At 63.3% G+C, this 17822-nt stretch carries 17 protein-coding genes; 10 read left to right on the plus strand and 7 right to left on the minus strand.

The features are described from left to right. The first annotated feature begins 103 nt into the window (after positions 1–103). The 8 genes from AC56LY_RS16675 to AC56LY_RS16710 all read left to right on the plus strand — a co-directional run bounded on the left by AC56LY_RS16675 (position 104) and on the right by AC56LY_RS16710 (position 6929). Entirely contained in the window at positions 104–736 is a 633-nt protein-coding gene (locus AC56LY_RS16675) for a hypothetical protein (protein ID WP_499581317.1), read from the plus strand. After that, positions 733–1299, plus strand: coding sequence for a TlpA family protein disulfide reductase (locus AC56LY_RS16680; RefSeq protein WP_499569593.1), 567 nt, complete (start codon positions 733–735; stop codon positions 1297–1299). The genes AC56LY_RS16675 and AC56LY_RS16680 overlap by 4 nt, the downstream gene beginning before the upstream one ends. 143 nt (positions 1300–1442) lie before the next feature. Then, complete coding sequence (aroQ, locus tag AC56LY_RS16685; RefSeq protein WP_499581318.1) at positions 1443–1874, plus strand: type II 3-dehydroquinate dehydratase; 432 nt, start codon at positions 1443–1445, stop codon at positions 1872–1874. Positions 1875–1968: 94 nt separating this feature from the next. Continuing rightward, complete coding sequence (gene accB / locus AC56LY_RS16690; protein ID WP_332532265.1) at positions 1969–2427, plus strand: acetyl-CoA carboxylase biotin carboxyl carrier protein; 459 nt, start codon at positions 1969–1971, stop codon at positions 2425–2427. A gap of 103 nt (positions 2428–2530) precedes the next feature. Continuing rightward, entirely contained in the window at positions 2531–3931 is a 1401-nt protein-coding gene (gene accC, locus AC56LY_RS16695; protein ID WP_258835657.1) for an acetyl-CoA carboxylase biotin carboxylase subunit, read from the plus strand. Continuing rightward, entirely contained in the window at positions 3928–4893 is a 966-nt protein-coding gene (gene prmA, locus AC56LY_RS16700; protein WP_499581321.1) for a 50S ribosomal protein L11 methyltransferase, read from the plus strand. The genes accC and prmA overlap by 4 nt, the downstream gene beginning before the upstream one ends. Positions 4894–4897: 4 nt before the next feature. Next, a complete protein-coding gene (locus tag AC56LY_RS16705) occupies positions 4898–5977 on the plus strand; it encodes a DUF3426 domain-containing protein (RefSeq protein ID WP_499581323.1) in 1080 nt (359 codons plus the stop codon). A 10-nt stretch (positions 5978–5987) separates the two neighbouring features. Next, the gene (locus AC56LY_RS16710) at positions 5988–6929 is read left to right on the plus strand and encodes a carbohydrate kinase family protein (RefSeq protein WP_258835660.1); all 942 of its coding nucleotides are present in this window, start codon (positions 5988–5990) and stop codon (positions 6927–6929) included. A 78-nt stretch (positions 6930–7007) separates the two neighbouring features. On the opposite strand, the gene AC56LY_RS16715 is transcribed toward AC56LY_RS16710, so the two are convergent. Together AC56LY_RS16715 and AC56LY_RS16720 are read right to left on the minus strand one after the other, a co-directional pair. After that, positions 7008–7538 carry a YggT family protein gene (locus AC56LY_RS16715; protein ID WP_343026094.1) on the minus strand — a complete coding sequence of 177 codons (531 nt, stop codon included), beginning with the start codon at positions 7536–7538 and terminating at the stop codon, positions 7008–7010. Positions 7539–7654: 116 nt separating this feature from the next. Further along, a complete protein-coding gene (locus AC56LY_RS16720; RefSeq protein ID WP_499581325.1) occupies positions 7655–8149 on the minus strand; it encodes a hypothetical protein in 495 nt (164 codons plus the stop codon). Here AC56LY_RS16720 and AC56LY_RS16725 point away from each other — a divergent pair. Continuing rightward, on the plus strand, positions 8130–9224 hold the full coding sequence (locus AC56LY_RS16725) for a hypothetical protein (protein WP_499581327.1): 1095 nt from the start codon (positions 8130–8132) through the stop codon (positions 9222–9224). The genes AC56LY_RS16720 and AC56LY_RS16725 overlap by 20 nt on opposite strands. A 512-nt stretch (positions 9225–9736) precedes the next feature. Here the strand turns inward: AC56LY_RS16725 and AC56LY_RS16730 are convergent. From AC56LY_RS16730 to AC56LY_RS16740, 3 genes are all read right to left on the minus strand, one after another. Further along, positions 9737–10153, minus strand: coding sequence for a hypothetical protein (locus tag AC56LY_RS16730; protein WP_499581329.1), 417 nt, complete (start codon positions 10151–10153; stop codon positions 9737–9739). A gap of 75 nt (positions 10154–10228) precedes the next feature. Then, positions 10229–11956: a PQQ-dependent sugar dehydrogenase gene (locus tag AC56LY_RS16735; RefSeq protein ID WP_499581331.1), complete on the minus strand. Its 1728-nt coding sequence runs from the start codon at positions 11954–11956 to the stop codon at positions 10229–10231. A gap of 52 nt (positions 11957–12008) precedes the next feature. Next, positions 12009–12692, minus strand: a complete 684-nt coding sequence (locus AC56LY_RS16740) for a helix-turn-helix transcriptional regulator (protein WP_499581333.1) — start codon at positions 12690–12692, stop codon at positions 12009–12011. Between the two features lie 74 nt (positions 12693–12766). Here AC56LY_RS16740 and AC56LY_RS16745 point away from each other — a divergent pair, with 74 nt between their 5' ends. Then, positions 12767–13192, plus strand: coding sequence for a VOC family protein (locus AC56LY_RS16745; protein WP_499581335.1), 426 nt, complete (start codon positions 12767–12769; stop codon positions 13190–13192). An 81-nt stretch (positions 13193–13273) separates the two neighbouring features. Here AC56LY_RS16745 and AC56LY_RS16750 read toward each other — a convergent pair whose 3' ends face one another. After that, complete coding sequence (locus AC56LY_RS16750; protein ID WP_499581337.1) at positions 13274–14380, minus strand: ribonucleotide-diphosphate reductase subunit beta; 1107 nt, start codon at positions 14378–14380, stop codon at positions 13274–13276. A gap of 158 nt (positions 14381–14538) precedes the next feature. Continuing rightward, positions 14539–17487, minus strand: coding sequence for a ribonucleoside-diphosphate reductase subunit alpha (locus AC56LY_RS16755; RefSeq protein ID WP_499581339.1), 2949 nt, complete (start codon positions 17485–17487; stop codon positions 14539–14541). Positions 17488–17822: the final 335 nt, after the last annotated feature.

The following is a 17822-nucleotide window of genomic DNA, read 5'->3' on the forward strand; positions in this document are numbered from 1 at the left end:
CGCATGGCGGTGCCATGCAACGACGAGCAACGCCGCGCACGATTGCCAGGCGCGCCAGCAGCGACTTCGGCCTACTGAGATAGGTTCTAGTATGATCTGGATCATGATGCCGAACTTGAACAACGATCTCATTCAATTGCGCGCCGAGATCGCCCTCGTGGCTGCGCGCATGGTTGCTCAGGATGGCGCCGACATCGATACCGCGCGCCGCAAGGCGGCCCGCCAGGTGCTCGGCGTGAACCAGCCTGTTCCCAATATGATGCCCGACGACATCCAGGTCGAAGACGAAGTGCGCAAGTACCTGGCACTGTTCGGCGGCCCGGACCACAGCGAGCGCCTCGCGCAATTGCGCACCACGGCACTGCAGGTGATGGAGGCGCTGGCCGACTTCAATCCGTACATCACGGGCCCGGTGCTGCAAGGCACTGCCGGCGAGCACGACGATATCCATCTGCAACTGTTCGCCGACAGCGCGAAAGAAGTGCAGATCTATCTGCTGAATCGCAATGTTAATATCGAGATCTCGGAAACCCCGCATTTCAAAGGGGGGCGCCATGCGCCCGTCGAGACCGTCAGTTTCCCGTGGATGAAGGAAACTGTGCATGCGCAATTGTTTGAATACCAAGACCTGCGCGGCGCGCTCAAGCCGCGCGCGGATGGCCGCCCGCAACGTCTCGACGCTGCCGGCCTGCGCGCGCTGATCGCTGCCGACTCAACACTGGAACAGAACGAATGAACAAGAAACATCTGGCCGCCTACGCGGCAGTGGCCGCGCTGTTCGGCGTGATGGGCGCCGTCGTCGCGCTCTATAAAAAGGCGCCGGCCCCGGCCTCCCCCCAGATCAGCACGACTGCCGGCGCCGGTGCGGTGACCAATGCCGTCACCAACCTGTATGCGCAGTCGCTCAACAACCTGGCGGGCGAACCGCAGCCGCTGGCCCAATGGAAGGGCAAGCCCCTGCTGGTGAATTTCTGGGCCACCTGGTGCGGTCCGTGCGTGCAGGAAATGCCGGAGCTGTCGCACCTGGCAGGCGAAGACAAGGGCAAGCACTTCAATGTGATCGGCATCGGCATCGATTCGCCGACCAATATGAGCGAATTCGCTGCCAAGCACCAGATCGCCTATCCACTGTATGTGGCCGGCATGGGCGGGACCGAGCTGTCGAAGGAATTGGGCAACACGATGGGCGGCTTGCCGTACACTGTGCTGATTGGCGCCGACGGGCAAGTGCTCAAGACGTATATTGGCAAGCTCAAGTTTGACGAATTGCGTGCCGACCTGGCCAAATTGAACGGTTAAGCGGGCGTTGAGCGCGGGTTTAACGAACGATCGTACGATTTGCAATTGCGGCCAATTTCGGCTAATCACCAGCAATTTTACCGCTTGCCAACAGCCGAGCTAGGCGGCACAATGCCTGACTTTCGGGCTACCAGACTCTCATTATGGCGAAAAAGCTACTGCTTCTCAACGGCCCCAACCTCAATTTATTGGGGACGCGCGAGCCCGCGGTGTACGGCACGACGACACTGGCCGACATCGAGAACGCAGCAGTTGAACAAGCCATGAACGCCGGCGCAGCACTGGAGCATTTCCAGAGCAACCATGAGGGCGCCCTGATCGATCGCATCCACGCCGCACGCACCGAAGGCGTGGATTTTATCGTGATCAATCCTGGTGGCTTGACCCATACCAGCGTAGCACTGCGCGATGCGTTCGCGTCGGTGGCCATTCCATTCGTCGAGGTGCACGTGTCGAACGTGCATGCCCGCGAATCGTTCCGGCAGCATTCCTACCTCTCCGGCATCGCGCGCGGCGTGATCTGCGGACTGGGGGCGCACGGATACAGGTTTGCCATCGACTTCGCACTTAAATAGCGTTAATCTACGTCAACTTCATGTATCAGCGGCCGTGCGGCTTGTTTGACGCGCCGGCCTGCTCTCTAAAACGAATAATTCCAAGGGGTTTCACATGGATCTACGAAAACTCAAGACCTTGATCGACCTGGTCGCTGAATCGGACATCGCCGAACTCGAAGTAACCGAAGGCGAAAGCAAGGTCCGCATCGTCAAGTCGTCCGCTGTTGGTCAGGGCCAGATGATGATGATGCCGCAACAAGGCGTGCAACAATTCGCGGCGCCAGCCCCGGCCGCCGCGCCTGTCGCTGCGGCACCGGTCGTGGCCCCCGAGCCAACCGGCCACGTCGTCAAGTCGCCGATGGTGGGTACCTTCTACCGTTCGTCCGCACCGGGCGCTGCCGCGTTCGTCGAAGTGGGCTCGAACATCAAGGAAGGCGAGACGCTGTGCATCATCGAAGCGATGAAGCTCCTGAACGAAATCGACGCCGATGTCTCGGGCGTTGTCACCAAGATCCTCGTGGAAAACGGCCAGCCGGTCGAATTCGGCCAGCCGCTGTTCGTGATTGGCTAAAGCCTCAAGCTGGGCGGCAGTCCTGCCACCAGCTCACCCATGACGTGTCCGGCGCCGCTTGTCTTTCAGCTGCGCCGGTTTTCACTGAACCACCGGACCAACCATGTTTGAAAAAATCCTCATCGCCAACCGTGGTGAAATCGCGCTGCGTATCCAGCGCGCCTGCCGCGAGCTGGGCATCAAGACGGTCGTCGTGCACTCCGAGGCCGACAAGGACGCCAAGTACGTGAAACTGGCGGACGAGTCGGTCTGCATCGGCCCGGCGCAATCGAGCCTCAGCTATCTGAACATGCCCGCGATCATCAGCGCGGCCGAAGTGACCGACGCCGAAGCGATCCACCCGGGTTACGGCTTCCTGTCCGAAAACGCCGACTTCGCCGAGCGCGTCGAGAAATCGGGCTTTGTCTTCATCGGCCCGCGTTCCGAATCGATCCGCCTGATGGGCGACAAGGTCTCGGCCAAGCAGGCCATGATCCGCGCCGGCGTGCCGTGCGTGCCAGGCTCGGACGGCGCCCTGCCGGACGACCCGAAAGAAATCGTGCAGACGGCGCGCCGCGTCGGCTACCCGGTGATCATCAAGGCTGCCGGTGGCGGTGGCGGACGCGGCATGCGCGTGGTGCATACCGAAGCGGCCCTGATCAACGCCGTGGCGATGACCAAGACCGAAGCCGGCGCCGCGTTTGGCAATCCGGAAGTCTATATGGAGAAGTATCTGGAAAATCCGCGTCACGTGGAAATCCAGATCCTGGCCGACGAACACAAAAACGCCGTCTGGCTCGGCGAGCGTGATTGCTCGATGCAGCGCCGCCACCAGAAAGTCATCGAAGAAGCGCCGGCGCCGGGCATCCCGCGCAAGCTGATCGAAAAGATCGGTGACCGCTGCGCCGAAGCCTGCCGCAAGATCGGCTACCGTGGCGCCGGCACCTTCGAATTCCTGTACGAGAATGGCGAGTTCTATTTCATCGAAATGAACACGCGTATCCAGGTCGAGCATCCGGTCACCGAGATGATCACCGGGATCGACATCGTCCAGGAACAGATCCGCATCGCCTGCGGCGAAAAGCTGCGTTTCCGCCAGCGCGACATCATGCTGTCGGGCCACTCGATCGAGTGCCGCATCAATGCCGAAGACCCGTTCAAGTTTACGCCGTCGCCAGGGCGCATCACCAGCTGGCACCCGCCGGGTGGCCCTGGCATCCGCGTCGACTCGCACTCGTACGCCGGCTACTACGTGCCGCCGCACTACGACTCGATGATCGGCAAGGTCATCGCGTATGGCGCGACGCGCGAGCAGGCGATTCGCCGCATGCAGATCGCGCTGTCCGAAATGGTGGTCGAGGGTATCCTGACCAATATTCCGCTGCACCGCGAACTGATGGTCGACGCCCGCTTCATCGAAGGCGGCACCAACATTCACTACCTGGAGCAGAAACTGGCCGCCAAGCCTGACCTGCCGAAGGAAACGGCGCTGTCGGCCAAATCGGAAGTCAAGGTGAACGAATGAGCTGGACTGAAGTCGTCATCGAACTGGCGCGTGAACAAGCCGAAGCGCTGTCGGACGCCCTGATGGAAGCCGGCGCGCTGTCGGTGTCGGTGGAAGACGCCGACGAAGGCACCGAAGACGAAAAGCCGCTGTTCGGCGAGCCGGGCATGGAGCCGACCGAAGCGGCGTGGGACCATAGCCGCGTTGTCGCGCTGACCGAGCTTGAGGCCGACCAGCTGGCGATCGTCACCGAGGCCGCGCAAGCGATCCGTCTGCCCGTCGTGCCGGCGTTCACCACCCGCAAGGTGGAAGACGCCGACTGGGTGCGCCTGACGCAGTCGCAGTTCGAGCCGATCCACATCGGCACCAATATCTGGGTCGTGCCGAGCTGGCACGTGGCGCCGGACCCGAACGGCCTGATTCTCGAGCTGGACCCGGGCCTGGCCTTCGGCACCGGCAGCCATCCGACGACGCGCCTGTGCATGGAGTGGCTCGAAGCCCATCCTGCGCCGGGCAAGTCGGTGCTGGACTACGGCTGCGGCTCGGGCATCCTGGCGATGGTGGCCAAGAAGCTCGGGTCGCAGGACGTGGCAGGTGTCGACATCGATCCGCAAGCGATCGAATCGGCACGCGCCAACGCTGAGCGCAACAACGTCGAAATCGACTTCTACCTGCCTGACACGTTTGCCGCTTCCGGCAATGCGCGCCATGCAAGCGGCAAGTTCGACATCGTCGTGGCCAACATCCTGTCGAGCCCATTGAAGCTGATGGCGCCGATGCTGGCCGGCCGCGTGGCCGATGGCGGTTCGCTCGTGCTGTCGGGCGTGCTGGCACGCCAGGCCGACGAAGTGGCTGCAGCCTACGCGCCATTCATCAAGCTGGGCGTCTGGGCCGAGCAGGATGGCTGGGTTGCGCTGCACGGCACGCTGGGCCAGGACACACCGCCGGCACGCATTGCCACTGCCACTGCTACTACCGGCTAAAGGCATGGCGCTCGCCACACAATGCCCCCACTGCGGCACGCAGTTCCGCGTCGCCGCGGACCAGCTCAAGCTGCGTGGGGGCATTGTGCGTTGTGGCGCATGCCAGCAGATTTTTGACGGGAACAGCGCGCTGATCGATCTGGCGGCCGGGTCTGCACCGGTTGTTGCGGCGCCTGCCGACGCACCGGCTGAAGTTCCTTCTCCTGTTATCTCCCCTGCTCCCATCGACGAGACGCCGGTCGAGGCACTCGCACCGGTGAGCGAGCCGGTAGCGCCGCAGGAACCAGAACCAGAACCGGCGCCGACGCCGGCATCAACGCCCGAACCGGACACCCTCCCCGCACCCGAGCCAAGCCGCGAACACACGGCGGACTCGATCGGCCCGCCGACCCTGCTGCTGCGTGAATCGTCGGACGGCTCGCCGCCGATCGTATCGAACGTGCCTGCCTCGCCGCGCAACCGCGCCGCCGAAGCACGCGCGCGCCGCGTCAAGGCCGCACCGCCGCGCATCGACGAGGCGCCCAAACCACCACCGCCGCCGCCAAAGCCGAAGCCGGACATCGACGAACCCGAGTTCGTGCGCAGCACGCGCCAGCGCGAAGCCTCCAGCAAGACGAGACGCATCGCGCTGGCCGTGGGCAGCGTGCTGCTGCTGATCGTGCTGGTCGTGCAGGCGGCCGTGAGTTTTCGCGACGTGCTGGCGGCGCGCCATCCGGGCCTGCGCCCGATGCTGGTCTCGACCTGCGCCCTGTTCGGCTGCAGCGTCAACCTGCCGGCGCGACCGGAGCAACTGGTCATCGAGACCGGTGAACTCATCACGCTGGGCGGCAACGCCTATACCTTCAGCACCGTGCTGCGCAACCAGGGCGACATGGCGCTGGCCTGGCCCAGCCTTGAACTGACGCTGAACGACCTTGACGACAAGCCGCTGGTGCGCCGCGTGTTCGCCCCGCGCGACTACGCCGGCGCCGCCGCTGCCGCGCCCACCGGGTTCGCCGCACGCGGCGAGCAGCAGGTGCGCATCCATTTCAGGCTGGAGGGCGCAGAGCCATCCGGCTACCACATCGCAGTGTTCTATCCATGAAAGCCTCACCATGACCAAAACCGCCCTGATCTGCGGCTCGCTCGCGTTCGACAAAATCATGCAGTACCACGGCCGCTTCGGCGACACGCTGCTGGCCGACCAGCTGCACCGCGTGAACGTGTCGTTCCTGGTGCCGACGCTGCGCACCGAATACGGCGGCTGCGCGGCCAATATCGCCTACAACCTCAAGCAGCTGGGCGGCGAGCCCCTGATGATGGGCACCCTGGGCCAGGACGGCGGCGACTACCTCAAGCGCATGCAGGAACAGGGACTCGAGACGCGCGGCATCCGCACGATCCCCGAGGCCTACACCGCGCAGTGCTTCGTCACGGCCGACCAGGACAACAACCAGATCAACGCCTTCCACCCGGGCGCGATGGAATACTCGAACCAGAACAACGTCGCCGACCAGGGCGCAATCCGCGTGGCGATCATCTCGCCGGACGGCCGCGACGGCATGATCAAGCACGCGCGCGACTGCGCCGAGCAGAAAGTCCCGTTCATGTTCGACCCGGGCCAGCAACTGCCGATGTTCTCGGGCGAAGAACTCATCACCTTCATCGACCAGGCCAGCTACCTGGCGTGCAACGACTATGAATTCGAAATGGTCATGGACCGCACGGGCCTGAGCCAGGCCGACATCGCGGCGCGCCTGGAGGCATTGATCATCACGCGCGGCGAAGCCGGTTCGGACATCTACGCGAACGGTGAGCACATCAAGATTCCAGCCGTGACGGCCACCAACGTGGTCGATCCGACAGGCTGCGGCGACGCCTACCGCGCAGGTCTGCTGTTCGGTATCACCAATGATCTGGACTGGGCCACGAGCGGACGCATCGCCAGCCTGCTGGGCGCGATCAAGATCGCCTCGGCCGGCGGCCAGAACCACCACTTCACGCCGCAGGAATTCGACGCGCAGTTCGAGCAGGCGTTCGGCAGCAAGTTCCGCTAAGCCGAAGGCGCCGCTGGCGCCGCCCGGGACATAAAAAAAGGCCTCTGCATGCAGAGGCCTTTTTTGCAATCGGGTGGTTCAAACGTACCCGAACACCTGCCGCAGCACGAACAGCAGGATCTGGATCAGCACGAGCGCCACCAGCACCGACAGGTCCATGCCGCCGATCGGCTTGACGACACGCCGGATCGGCCGCAGCAACGGCTGATTAAGCGCGTGCACGAACGGCGCCAGCGGCGCATTGGGATTGACCCAGCTGAAGATCGCTTCGATGATCAACAGCGCCATGAAGCCGTACAGGATCCACGTCAGGAAGCGATGCAGCGCGTACAGCAGCATCGTCTCGCCGCTGGCACCGGCCAGCAGCAGCACCGTGCTGGCCACCAGGACCACCAGGAAGGCGCCGATGAGGCTTGCCCAGTCGTAGCCGCGGGTACCAGGCACCACGCGCCGCAGCGGCATCACCAGCCAGTCGGTAATGGTATGGACGAACTGGCGAATCTGGTCGGGAAGACGCACGCGGATGGCATTCGTCCAGAAGCGCAGCAACAGTACCCCACCCAGCAGGCCTGCAACGATATCGACGATAAACTGAAGAATGGACAGCACGGACTCTCCTCAAAAAAAAACCGCTGTGCGAAGGATCACACAGCGGCATTGTGCCTGAAGCGCGCCCCACTTGCCATGCTGCACGAGGCGCATGGCAGGCAGGGCGAGGTTGGCGATTACGGACGGCTGCTGGTCGGGAATGGCCAGGCAGTTGGCGCGATCACGCTTTTTGCTGGCGTCGCTGCCGCTGCTGCCGGTGCGGCTGCGGGCGTGTCGCCCGCTTTCGCGTCGGCCGCTGCCGGCTTGGTCGCGGCCTTCTTGGCAGCTGGCTTCTTCGCTTCCGGCTTGGCGTCGGCTTTCACGTCGGCTTTGGTGTCGGCTTTCGTGTCCGCTTTCGAATCGGCTTTCGAATCGGCTTTCGCGTCCATTTTGACGTCCGGCGTCATGTCGACCTTGACGTCGGCCTTGGCGGCGACTGGCTTGGTGACAGCTGGCTTGGCCGCGACGGTCTTGGTAGCGACGGTCTTGGTGGCAGCTGGCTTGGCAGCGACAGTCTTCGTCGCAGCAGTCTTGGCAACAGCAGGCTTGGCGGCAGCGGTCGTGGTGGCAGCAACCTTGGTGACGGCTGGCGTGGCTTTTTTCACGGCCGGTTTGGCCGCAGCGCTGGTCACGGTTGCTTTTTTCGCGACGGTCTTGGTCGCAGTCGTTTTATTGGCAGCTGATGGCTTTGCGGCGGCTTTAGTCACGGTCGCTTTTTGCGCCGCAGGCTTGGCCGTTGCTTTGGTCGTGGCTGCTTTTTTGGTCACCGGTTTGGCGGCCGTCTTGCTGGTGCCCGCTTTTTTAGCGACCGGCTTGGCTGCTGCTTTGGTGGTGGTTTTCTTTACTTCCGTTTTGGTTGCTGGCTTGGCCGCTGATTTGGCGGTCGATTTGGCCGGCGATTTAGCAGTCGACCTGGTGGTCGATTTAGCGGTCGACTTGGTCGTGGCCTTGGCCGTCGTTTTCTTGGCTGCAGGTTTGGCGGCTGGCTTGGCTGCTGCTTTCTTTGCAGCTGGCTTGGCTGCTGGTTTGGCTGCAGCTTTCTTTGCAGCTGGTTTAGCGGCTGGCTTAGCGGCCGCTTTCTTCGCTGCTGGCTTGGCCGCTGGTTTGGCTGCTGCCTTCTTCGCTGCTGGCTTGGCTGCCGTCTTGGTGACTGACTTGGTCGCCGATTTAGTCGCTGACTTGGTGGCCGAGTTACTAGCCGACTTGGTTGCAGGCTTAGTTGCCGACTTGGTCGCCGTCTTGGTTGCCGGCTTTGCTGTCGTTTTTGCAGCAGCTTTCTTTACGGTCGGCTTGGCTGCAGTTTTAGCGACAGCTTTCTTTACCGTCGTATTGGCTGCAGTTTTAGGCGCCGCTTTCTTTACTGCTGGCTTTGCTGCAGTCTTGGCGGTTGATTTAACCGTTGCCTTGGCGGCAGTCGTTTTGGTAGCCGTGGTTTTGGTCGCGGCAGTTTTGGTTGCAGTGGTTTTCTTTGCAACAGGTTTTGCCGTGGTTTTTGCCACTGGCTTGCTCACTGCCCGGGTTGCCGGCTTGGCTGCTGCCTTGGCGGTGGTCTTGGCCGTGGTGGTGGTCGCGGCTTTTTTCGCGACTGGTTTCTCTGCTGCAGCCTTTGCGGTCGACTTCGTCGTGGACGAAGGCGCGCTCTTCACTGCTGCCTTTACAACTGTTTTTTTAGCGGTTGCCATTTTAATTCTCCTTCATCTGCGATGAGAAATACGCTCAGGGTTTAAAACCCGCCAGGCCCTTGTTGACCGGCGAGTTATTCATCGGCGCAAACCGTAGTTCGATATGCGCCAATGAATCCGGCACCGGCTGAACTGCTGCAACTCCTCACAGTTGCAGCGCTTCAGCCAACGTCGACAGGTTACTGTTCCAGCGTCGTCACATCGCTACCCTTGCAGGTGCGAAAAGAAAAAGCCGCCTTGCCTGAGCAATTGGTCAGGCAAGGCGGCTTGTTCTTTTCGCTTCGCGTCCGTGCATACTGTTTGGTTCAGCGCCCTATTATTCGATCGATTTGCCCGATGCCCGCGACAATATCACATCTTCTCGATTTGACAAATTCAATCGCGTAAAGGACGTGGATTCTTTGTGTGCGCGCAACCGTGAATCGGAAACAAGCGGCGTGATATGGCGCGCCAAATACGCAAGCGCGCCTGAATTGACAGGGATTCTACAAATCACGCCGGATTAGCGCGCGCGATTCTACGCGGCGTTGAATCGACTCAGAGATCGAACGGCCCGAACCAATAGATACTGTCGCTGACGCCGCCGCGTTTGGCAATATAGGCCAACCGGTTTTGGCAATTGACGAATACCGAATGGAACGAGCCGTCCAGTTGCCGCACCATCCGCTCCACCGGATGACTGCCAAGCGGTACCCGATAGACGGACCGCTGCGCCCCATCCGCCGGCGCGTTGGCGGTGGGTGCAACCACCATGTCCTTGGCCAACAGATCGAACCCGTGGTTGGTGACCCGGGCGCGTGCGCCGTCGTCCAGGGCCACGCACGCCGCATCGCGCGGCGTGCCTCCCACATAGTCTTCGAGTACCAGCGTCGGCTTGACCGCGGACGGTGTGCCGGCGCAGCCGGTGAGCAAGGCCGCGCTACAAAGGGCCAGCCGGTAGATATGCGGGTTCATGGGCGTCCTGTCAGAGAGGAGACGTTCATCCTAGCGCATGTGCGATTGCGTGTGAACGCGCATATTCACTTCGTGTCAGCGCTTCGGCGCCACGCGCCACAGCGTGCCGCCGGCATCATCGACCACCAGCAGCGCGCCATCGCGCCCGACTTCAACTGCGGCCGGGCGGCCCCACACATCGCGGTCGCTGACCACCATGCCGCTCATGAAGTCCTGGTACTGCCCGGTCGGCACCCCGTTCTTCATGAACACGCGCACGACCTTGTAGCCAGTGCGCACGCCCCGGTTCCAAGACCCGTGCAGCGCCACGAACACATCGCCCTCGTATTCCTTCGGGAACGCGCTCGTCGCCCCCTTCGGCGCGTGATACACCACCATGCCCAGCGGCGCCGAGTGGGCCTGCAGCAGTACGTCAGGGATGATCGCCCTGCCCTTCAGGTCGGGCCGGTGACCGGCCAGACGCGGGTCTTCGTTGTCGCCGATGTAGTACCACGGCCAGCCATAGAAACCGCCCTGCTTCACGCGCGTGAGGTAGTCCGGCGGCAGGTTGTCGCCCAGCGCATCGCGCTCGTTCACATTGCACATGACGTCGCCCGTGGTCGGCAGCACCAGCAGGCCCACGCAGTTGCGCAGGCCGGTCGCAAACGTGCGGCGGTTCTTGCCGTCCGGGTCGAACGCCATGACGGTGGCGCGGTCCGTCTCGACGCCCCAGGCGCCGCCCACGCCGTGCTCGCGCTCCCACTGCGCCAGCGGCACGGGCGGCGTGCGCCCGATGTCGGCCGCGACGTTGGTGGCCGAGCCGATCGACAGCAGCAGCGTCTTGCCGTCCTTCGAGAACGCCAGCGTGCGCGTCGTGTGCCCGCCGCTCGTCTCTGACAGTTCGGCAATCACGACCTCCGGCGCCGCGCGCGCCGTCAGGTCGCCATTGCGGTACGGGATGCGCACCACCGAATTGACGCCGGCCACATACAGATACTGCGGATTGGCGCCGCTCGGCCAGAACGCCATGCCGTACGGGCGCGCCAGGCCGGTGGCGAACACGCCGGCGCTGTCGGCCTTCTTGCCATCGCGCGAGCGCAGCACCTTGATTGCGCCCGCGCCGGTCGCTGCGAGGAACACGTCGCCATTCGGCGCGCGCAGCGCCACGCGCGGCTTGTCGGCGTCCTGCGCGAACACGCTGACCGTAAAGCCGGGCATCACGGTCGGCAGCGTGCCGTTCGGACGCGCCTGCACGCGCGCGCTGTTGCCGGCGCTGTCCGTTGCAAACGGCGCGGCCAGGTCGGTCGGCTTGATGTGGTAGACCTTGCCGGGCTGGTTTTCTGTCCAGGCGCCGGCGCGGTTTTCAGCTTGCGCAGGAGGTTGTGCAGCGGCTTTTGCGATGGCTGGCGTGGCGGTGGCAGTGCCTTGCAGGCTGGCCAGGTAATCGATCAGCGCGCCGCGCTGTGTCGCGTCCGGCACGCCGACCGGCATCGTGGTGCCGGGCACGCGCTTGGCCGGGTCGAGCAGGAAGACGTCGAGTTCGTCGCGCGTCCACACCGTGCCACCCGCACCGGCCTTGGCCAGCGCCGCCGAATAATTGAATCCGGCGACACCCGCCGCCTTGCGCCCGACGACGCCAAACAGCCCGGGGCCTGCCAGCGGCGCGAGCCCGGCATCGACCGTGTGGCAGCTGGCGCAGTTGTTCTGGAACATGGTGCGGCCGGCGGCCGTCTGGTTCACTGCGTTCGGCGCAGCGTGGGCAACGGATACCGTCGCCAGGCCGGCGAGCATGAGGGCGTGCAGCAGCTGGGTGCGGGAATTCAAGGGTGTCTCCTGGTCAGGCTTGAAAGATCGCCATCATAGGGTATGCGCGCCGTTACGTCGCGTCGAGAATCGCCTGGTAGTCGCGCAACAACGATGCCCGCCGCGGCCGGAAACTGGCGCCCGTTGGCGCGAGCGTCGCGATGCGCTCGGCGCGGAACATGCGAAAGTCCTCGCGCAGGCAGCAGCGCGCCAGCACGACCAGCGTCCCGTCCAGATACACGATGGCCAGCGGCCAGATGGTGCGCTTGCTGGCCGCGCCGTGGCGGTCGCGGTAATCGATCGCCAGCGCCTCTTCGCGCCAGCAGCAGGCGCGGATCGTGGCCATGTCGGGCAGGCTGGAAAAGCGCTGGCCGAAACGGTGGACCTGCGACACCGCATGCAGCAGGTGCTGCTGGCCAAGCGACGGCAGGGTTGCCGCCACCTTGGCCAGTACCGCGTCGGCCGCACTGGCCAGCGCCGGGTCACCCATCTGCCGTACTTCGGCCAGGCCGAGTGTCAGCGCTTCGATCTCGATGCGGCTGAACGTGTGCGGGCGCAGCGTGCCGTCGTCCACCAGCGTGTAGCCAAAACCGCGCTCGCCGCCGATCTCGGCGCCACTCTCGCGCAAAGTCTCGATGTCACGATAGACCGAGCGCACCGAGACGCCGGTGTCATGCGAGAGCTGCGCCGCCGTCACGGGGGGCGGCAGGCGGCGAAGTGCATCGAGCAGGCGAAACAGGCGCTGTGGGCGGGACATCGGCAACTGACAAAAAGTGGCAGGAGGGGTTGCTATCGTAGCACCTGTCTTCCAACCCTCATCAGGAGTTCTTCATGTCCGTCCAGGCAGTCACCCACCTCAACTTCCAGGGCCAGGCGCGCGCCGCGCTGGCCTTTTATCAACAGGTCTTTGGCGGCCAGCTGATGCAGTTCACTTACCGTGACGCGGGCCGCACCGCAAACGAGGCAGACCTGGACCTGATCGTCTGGGGCCAGGTCGAGGCGCCCAACGGCTTTCGCATCATGGCCTTCGATGTGGCGGGTGACAAGCCGTGGCACCAGGGAGAAAACGCGTTCTACGTCTCGCTGCGCGGGGACACGCAGGAAGAAATCAAGGCGCTGTGGGACAAGCTGGTCGATGGCGCGGCGATCGTGCAGGATCTCGCGCCCTCCAGCTGGTCACCGATGTACGGCATGGTGAAGGACCGGTTTGGCATCGCGTGGGTGGTCGATGTGGTGGAGCGCGCCCGCGTCGCCTGACGCGCAAAAACCAAAAAGCCCGGCTGAACCAACGCCGGGCTTTTTGTGTGTGACTGACGCAGGGCGATCAACGCCCCCGCATCAATCCCAGCTCAGCGTGCCGCCAGTCTGGTACTCGGTCACGCGCGTCTCGAAGAAATTACGCTCTTTCTTCAAGTCGATCATTTCGCTCATCCACGGGAACGGATTTTCTTCGTTCGGGAACAGTGGCTCGAGGCCGATCTGCACCGCGCGGCGGTTGGCGATGAAGCGCAGGTAACCCTTGAACATCGGGGCGTTCAGGCCCAGCACGCCGCGTGGCATCGTGTCTTCGGCGTAGCGGTACTCGAGGTCGACGGCTTCGATGAACAGCGCCTTGATCTCTTCGCGGAATTCCGGGGTCCACAGCTGCGGGTTTTCCATCTTGATCGTATTGATCACGTCGATGCCGAAGTTCACGTGCATCGATTCGTCGCGCAGGATGTACTGGTACTGCTCGGCAGCGCCGGTCATCTTGTTCTGGCGGCCCAGCGCCAGGATCTGCGTGAAACCGACGTAGAAGAACAAGCCTTCCATCAGGCAGGCGAAGACGATGATCGACTTGAGCAGTTTCTGGTCGTTCTCGGTGGTGCCGGTCTTGAATTCAGGATCGGTCAGCGTGTCGATGAACGGGATCAGGAACTGGTCCTTGTCGTGGATCGACTTGACTTCGTTGTAGGCGTTGAAGATCTCGGCTTCGTCCAGGCCCAGCGACTCGACGATGTACTGGTAGGCGTGGGTGTGGATTGCCTCTTCGAACGCCTGGCGCAGCAGGTACTGGCGGCACTCGGGGGCCGTGATATGGCGGTAGGTGCCCAGCACGATATTGTTCGCGGCGAGCGAGTCGGCCGTGACAAAGAAGCCCAGGTTGCGCTTGACCAGGCGACGCTCGTCTTCCGACAGGCCGTTCGGGCTCTTCCACAGCTCGATGTCGCGCTGCATGTTCACTTCTTGCGGCATCCAGTGGTTTGCGCAACCGGCCAGGTACTTGTCCCATGCCCATTTGTACTTGAATGGCACGAGCTGGTTCACGTCGGTCTGGCCGTTGATGATGCGCTTGTCGTCGGCATTGACGCGCTTTGCCACCTCGGCAGCAGGCACGATGGCGAGGTTGGCGTCGGCTTGCGGAGCGCTCGGCGCGCTGGTTGGTTCGTCGTCCCAATTAAGCATGGTGGTTCCTTCTGTGGTGCGCTGGCGCAGGAACTGCGGCCGGGCACGTTGATGCGTTGGTTATTCGTGTTGTCGGCGACTGGCGCCGTTGTGTACTTGCCGGAGGGCGAGCCTGCCTTGCAGGCGGCTCGCCCTCCATGACTCAGTGACTGCGCGGATTACTGGCAGGCTTCGCATTCCTCGAAACCGTCGTCACCCGGACGCAGGTAGCAGGCGGCGCCGTCTTCTTCGGTCGCTGCTGCTGCCGTGTTGGCCGCCGGCGCCGGCGCCGCTGCAACCGGCGCTTTCTCGCCAGCCGACAGGCCACCGGACAGGCCGCCCGAAACCGACACGGCGTTCAGCGCGCCGGTGCGGGTGGTCGATTTTTCCAGGTGCGTCGCGGCAATCGTGCGCAGGTAGTAGGTCGTTTTCAAACCACGGAGCCACGCCAGCTTGTAGGTCTCGTCCAGCTTCTTGCCCGATGCGCCGGCCATGTAGATGTTCAGCGACTGGGCCTGGTCGATCCACTTCTGGCGGCGCGACGCAGCGTCGACCAGCCACTTCGGCTCGACTTCGAAGGCCGTTGCGTACAGGTCGCGCAGGTCTTGCGGTACGCGGTCGATCTTCGACAGCGAGCCGTCGAAGTACTTCAGGTCGGCGATCATGACTTCGTCCCACAGGTCGCGCGCCTTCAGGTCGCGCACCAGGTACGAGTTGATCTCGGTGAATTCACCCGACAGGTTCGACTTCACGTACAGGTTCTGGAACGTCGGCTCGATACAGGCCGAGACGCCGATGATGTTTGAGATCGTCGCGGTCGGGGCGATTGCCACGCAATTGGAGTTGCGCATGCCGAACTGCTTGATGCGCTCGCGCACCGGGGTCCAGTCCATCTTTGACGACGTATCCTGCTCCAGGTACTGGCTGCCGCGTTCTTCGGCCAGCAGCTGGATCGAGTCTTGCGGCAGGATGCCGCGGTCCCACAGCGAACCGGTGTAGGTCTCGTAGCGGCCGCGCTCTTCGGCCAGTTCGGTCGAGGCCAGGTAAGCGTAGTAGCAGACCGCTTCCATCGACGTGTCCGAGAACTGCACGGCCTTGTCGGAGGCGAACGGGATGCGCATCATGTGCAGGCAATCCTGGTGGCCCATCACGCCCATGCCGACCGGACGGTGACGCAGGTTCGAGTTGCGCGCTTTTTCGACGGCGTAGTAGTTGATGTCGATGACGTTGTCGAGCATGCGCATCGCGGTGCGGATCGTCTTTTGCAGCTTGACGTGATCCAGGCCATCGCCCTTCATGTGCTGCGGCAGATTGACCGAGCCCAGGTTGCAGACGGCGATTTCATCGGCGCTGGTGTTCAGCGTGATCTCGGTGCACAGGTTCGACGAGTGCACGACGCCCACGTGCTGCTGTGGCGAGCGGATGTTGCACGGGTCCTTGAACGTGATCCATGGGTGGCCGGTTTCGAACAGCATCGACAGCATCTTGCGCCACAGGTCGAGCGACTCGATCTTTTTAAAGACAGCCATTTCGCCGCGCTCGGCCTTGGCTTCGTACGCCAGGTAGGCTTGTTCGAACGCCTTGCCGGTCAGGTCGTGCAGGTCGGGCGTCTCGGATGGCGAGAACAGCGTCCAGTGCGACTTTTCCATCACGCGCTTCATGAACAGGTCGGGAATCCAGTTCGCGGTGTTCATGTCGTGGGTGCGGCGGCGATCGTCGCCCGTGTTCTTGCGCAGGTCGAGGAACTCTTCGATGTCGAGGTGCCAGGTTTCCAGGTAGGCGCAGACAGCGCCCTTGCGCTTGCCGCCCTGGTTGACCGCGACGGCCGTGTCGTTGACCACTTTCAGGAACGGGACCACGCCTTGCGAGCGGCCGTTGGTGCCCTTGATGCGCGAACCGAGTGCGCGCACTGGCGTCCAGTCGTTGCCCAGACCGCCGGCAAACTTCGACAGCAGCGCATTCTCTTTGATCGCGTCGTAGATGTCTTCCAGGTCGTCGCCAACCGTGGTCAGGTAGCACGACGACAGCTGCGAGCGGCGGGTACCCGAGTTGAACAGGGTCGGGGTCGAGCTCATGAAGTCGAACGACGACAGCAGGCTGTAGAACTCGATGGCGCGCGCTTCGCGGTCGTCTTCACGCAGGGCCAGGCCCATTGCCACGCGCATGTAGAACGCCTGCGGCATTTCGATGCGCACGTCGCGCACGTGCAGGAAGTAACGGTCGTACAGGGTTTGCAGACCGATGTAGCCAAACTGCAGGTCGCGGTCGGCGACGATGGCCTTGGCCAGGCGCTCGAGGTCGTACTTGCCCAGTTCTTCGTCGAGCAGCTCGTTGGCGATGCCCTTGGCGATGTATTGCGGGAAGTAGGTCAGGTATTCGGCGGCGGCGCCGGCTTGCGCCACTTCGCGGCCGAAGACTTCCTTGCGGATCGTGTGCAGCAGGATGCGGGCGGTGACCTGGCTGTAGGCCGGGTCTTTTTCCATCAGCGCGCGCGCAGCCAGGATGGCCGACTTGTGCAGCTCTTCGACCGGCACGCCGTCGTACAGGTTCTTCATGGTCTCGGCCAGGATCGCGTCGGCGTCGACGTGCTTTTCGAGGCCGGCGCAGGCGGCGCCGATCAGACCGATGACGGTGTTGATGTCCAGCAGGCGGCGCTCGCCGCCATCGACGACGTGGATCTGCGGTGCGACGACGGTGCCACCGCCACCAGCGGCTTCTTTCGCGGCGCGGCGCTCTTCCATGCGCTTTGCGCGGTACAGCACGTATTCACGCGCGACATCGTGCTCGCCCGAACGCATCAGCGACAGCTCGACCTGGTCCTGCACGTCCTCGATGTGGAACGTGCCGCCGTTCGGCTGGCGACGCACCAGCGCGGCGACGACGTTGTTGGTCATCTGCTCGACCAGCTCGCGGATGCGCGCCGACACGACGCCCTGGCCGCCGGCGATTGCCAGGAAGGCCTTGGTCATCGCGACCGAGATCTTGTTCGGCTCGAACGCCACCACCGAACCGTTGCGGCGGATGACGCGGTAGTCGCCGCGGGCGACGATGTCGGCCGGGGTGGCGCCGGCAGGCGTCGAACCTGGAGTGGCATTCTGGTTGATCGAGATGTTCTGTGCTTGGTGCATTGAGCCTCCAGGAGAGCGGACGGGCCGCCGTTTGTCGTCATGAAAACCGCCCGGCGCTGCGCGCACCCCCGGTCCCCGAACAAACAACTAGCAAATATGTCGCAAAAAATTAGCAAAACGAATCCCCGCCGGCCGGCGACCAACAGGCGGCGCACCAGAAAAGCAGGGCAAGAATATTCAGTACAAGTGCAGTGTGGCGTGTTTGGAAACAGCTTGCTGACTAAGGAAACACCGGCTGGATCCTGGCGCCCTCACTTCGAGGGCTACCACTACATCTAGTGTCCAGCCTTGATATGAGACTAATTGTAGTACCTCAAACCCGTAGCAGCAAGTGA

The organism is Telluria sp. ZT3P25, from assembly GCF_059685895.1.

Coding starts and splice junctions, on each gene's coding strand:
- AC56LY_RS16680 (WP_499569593.1), top strand. CDS start 733: ATGAACAAGAAACATCTGGCCGCCTACGCGGCAGTGGCCGCGCTGTTC.
- prmA (WP_499581321.1), top strand. CDS start 3,928: ATGAGCTGGACTGAAGTCGTCATCGAACTGGCGCGTGAACAAGCCGAA.
- aroQ (WP_499581318.1), top strand. CDS start 1,443: ATGGCGAAAAAGCTACTGCTTCTCAACGGCCCCAACCTCAATTTATTG.
- AC56LY_RS16755 (WP_499581339.1), bottom strand. CDS start 17,487: ATGCACCAAGCACAGAACATCTCGATCAACCAGAATGCCACTCCAGGT.
- AC56LY_RS16730 (WP_499581329.1), bottom strand. CDS start 10,153: ATGAACCCGCATATCTACCGGCTGGCCCTTTGTAGCGCGGCCTTGCTC.
- AC56LY_RS16675 (WP_499581317.1), top strand. CDS start 104: ATGATGCCGAACTTGAACAACGATCTCATTCAATTGCGCGCCGAGATC.
- AC56LY_RS16710 (WP_258835660.1), top strand. CDS start 5,988: ATGACCAAAACCGCCCTGATCTGCGGCTCGCTCGCGTTCGACAAAATC.
- accB (WP_332532265.1), top strand. CDS start 1,969: ATGGATCTACGAAAACTCAAGACCTTGATCGACCTGGTCGCTGAATCG.
- AC56LY_RS16705 (WP_499581323.1), top strand. CDS start 4,898: ATGGCGCTCGCCACACAATGCCCCCACTGCGGCACGCAGTTCCGCGTC.
- AC56LY_RS16750 (WP_499581337.1), bottom strand. CDS start 14,380: ATGCTTAATTGGGACGACGAACCAACCAGCGCGCCGAGCGCTCCGCAA.
- AC56LY_RS16740 (WP_499581333.1), bottom strand. CDS start 12,692: ATGTCCCGCCCACAGCGCCTGTTTCGCCTGCTCGATGCACTTCGCCGC.
- AC56LY_RS16745 (WP_499581335.1), top strand. CDS start 12,767: ATGTCCGTCCAGGCAGTCACCCACCTCAACTTCCAGGGCCAGGCGCGC.
- accC (WP_258835657.1), top strand. CDS start 2,531: ATGTTTGAAAAAATCCTCATCGCCAACCGTGGTGAAATCGCGCTGCGT.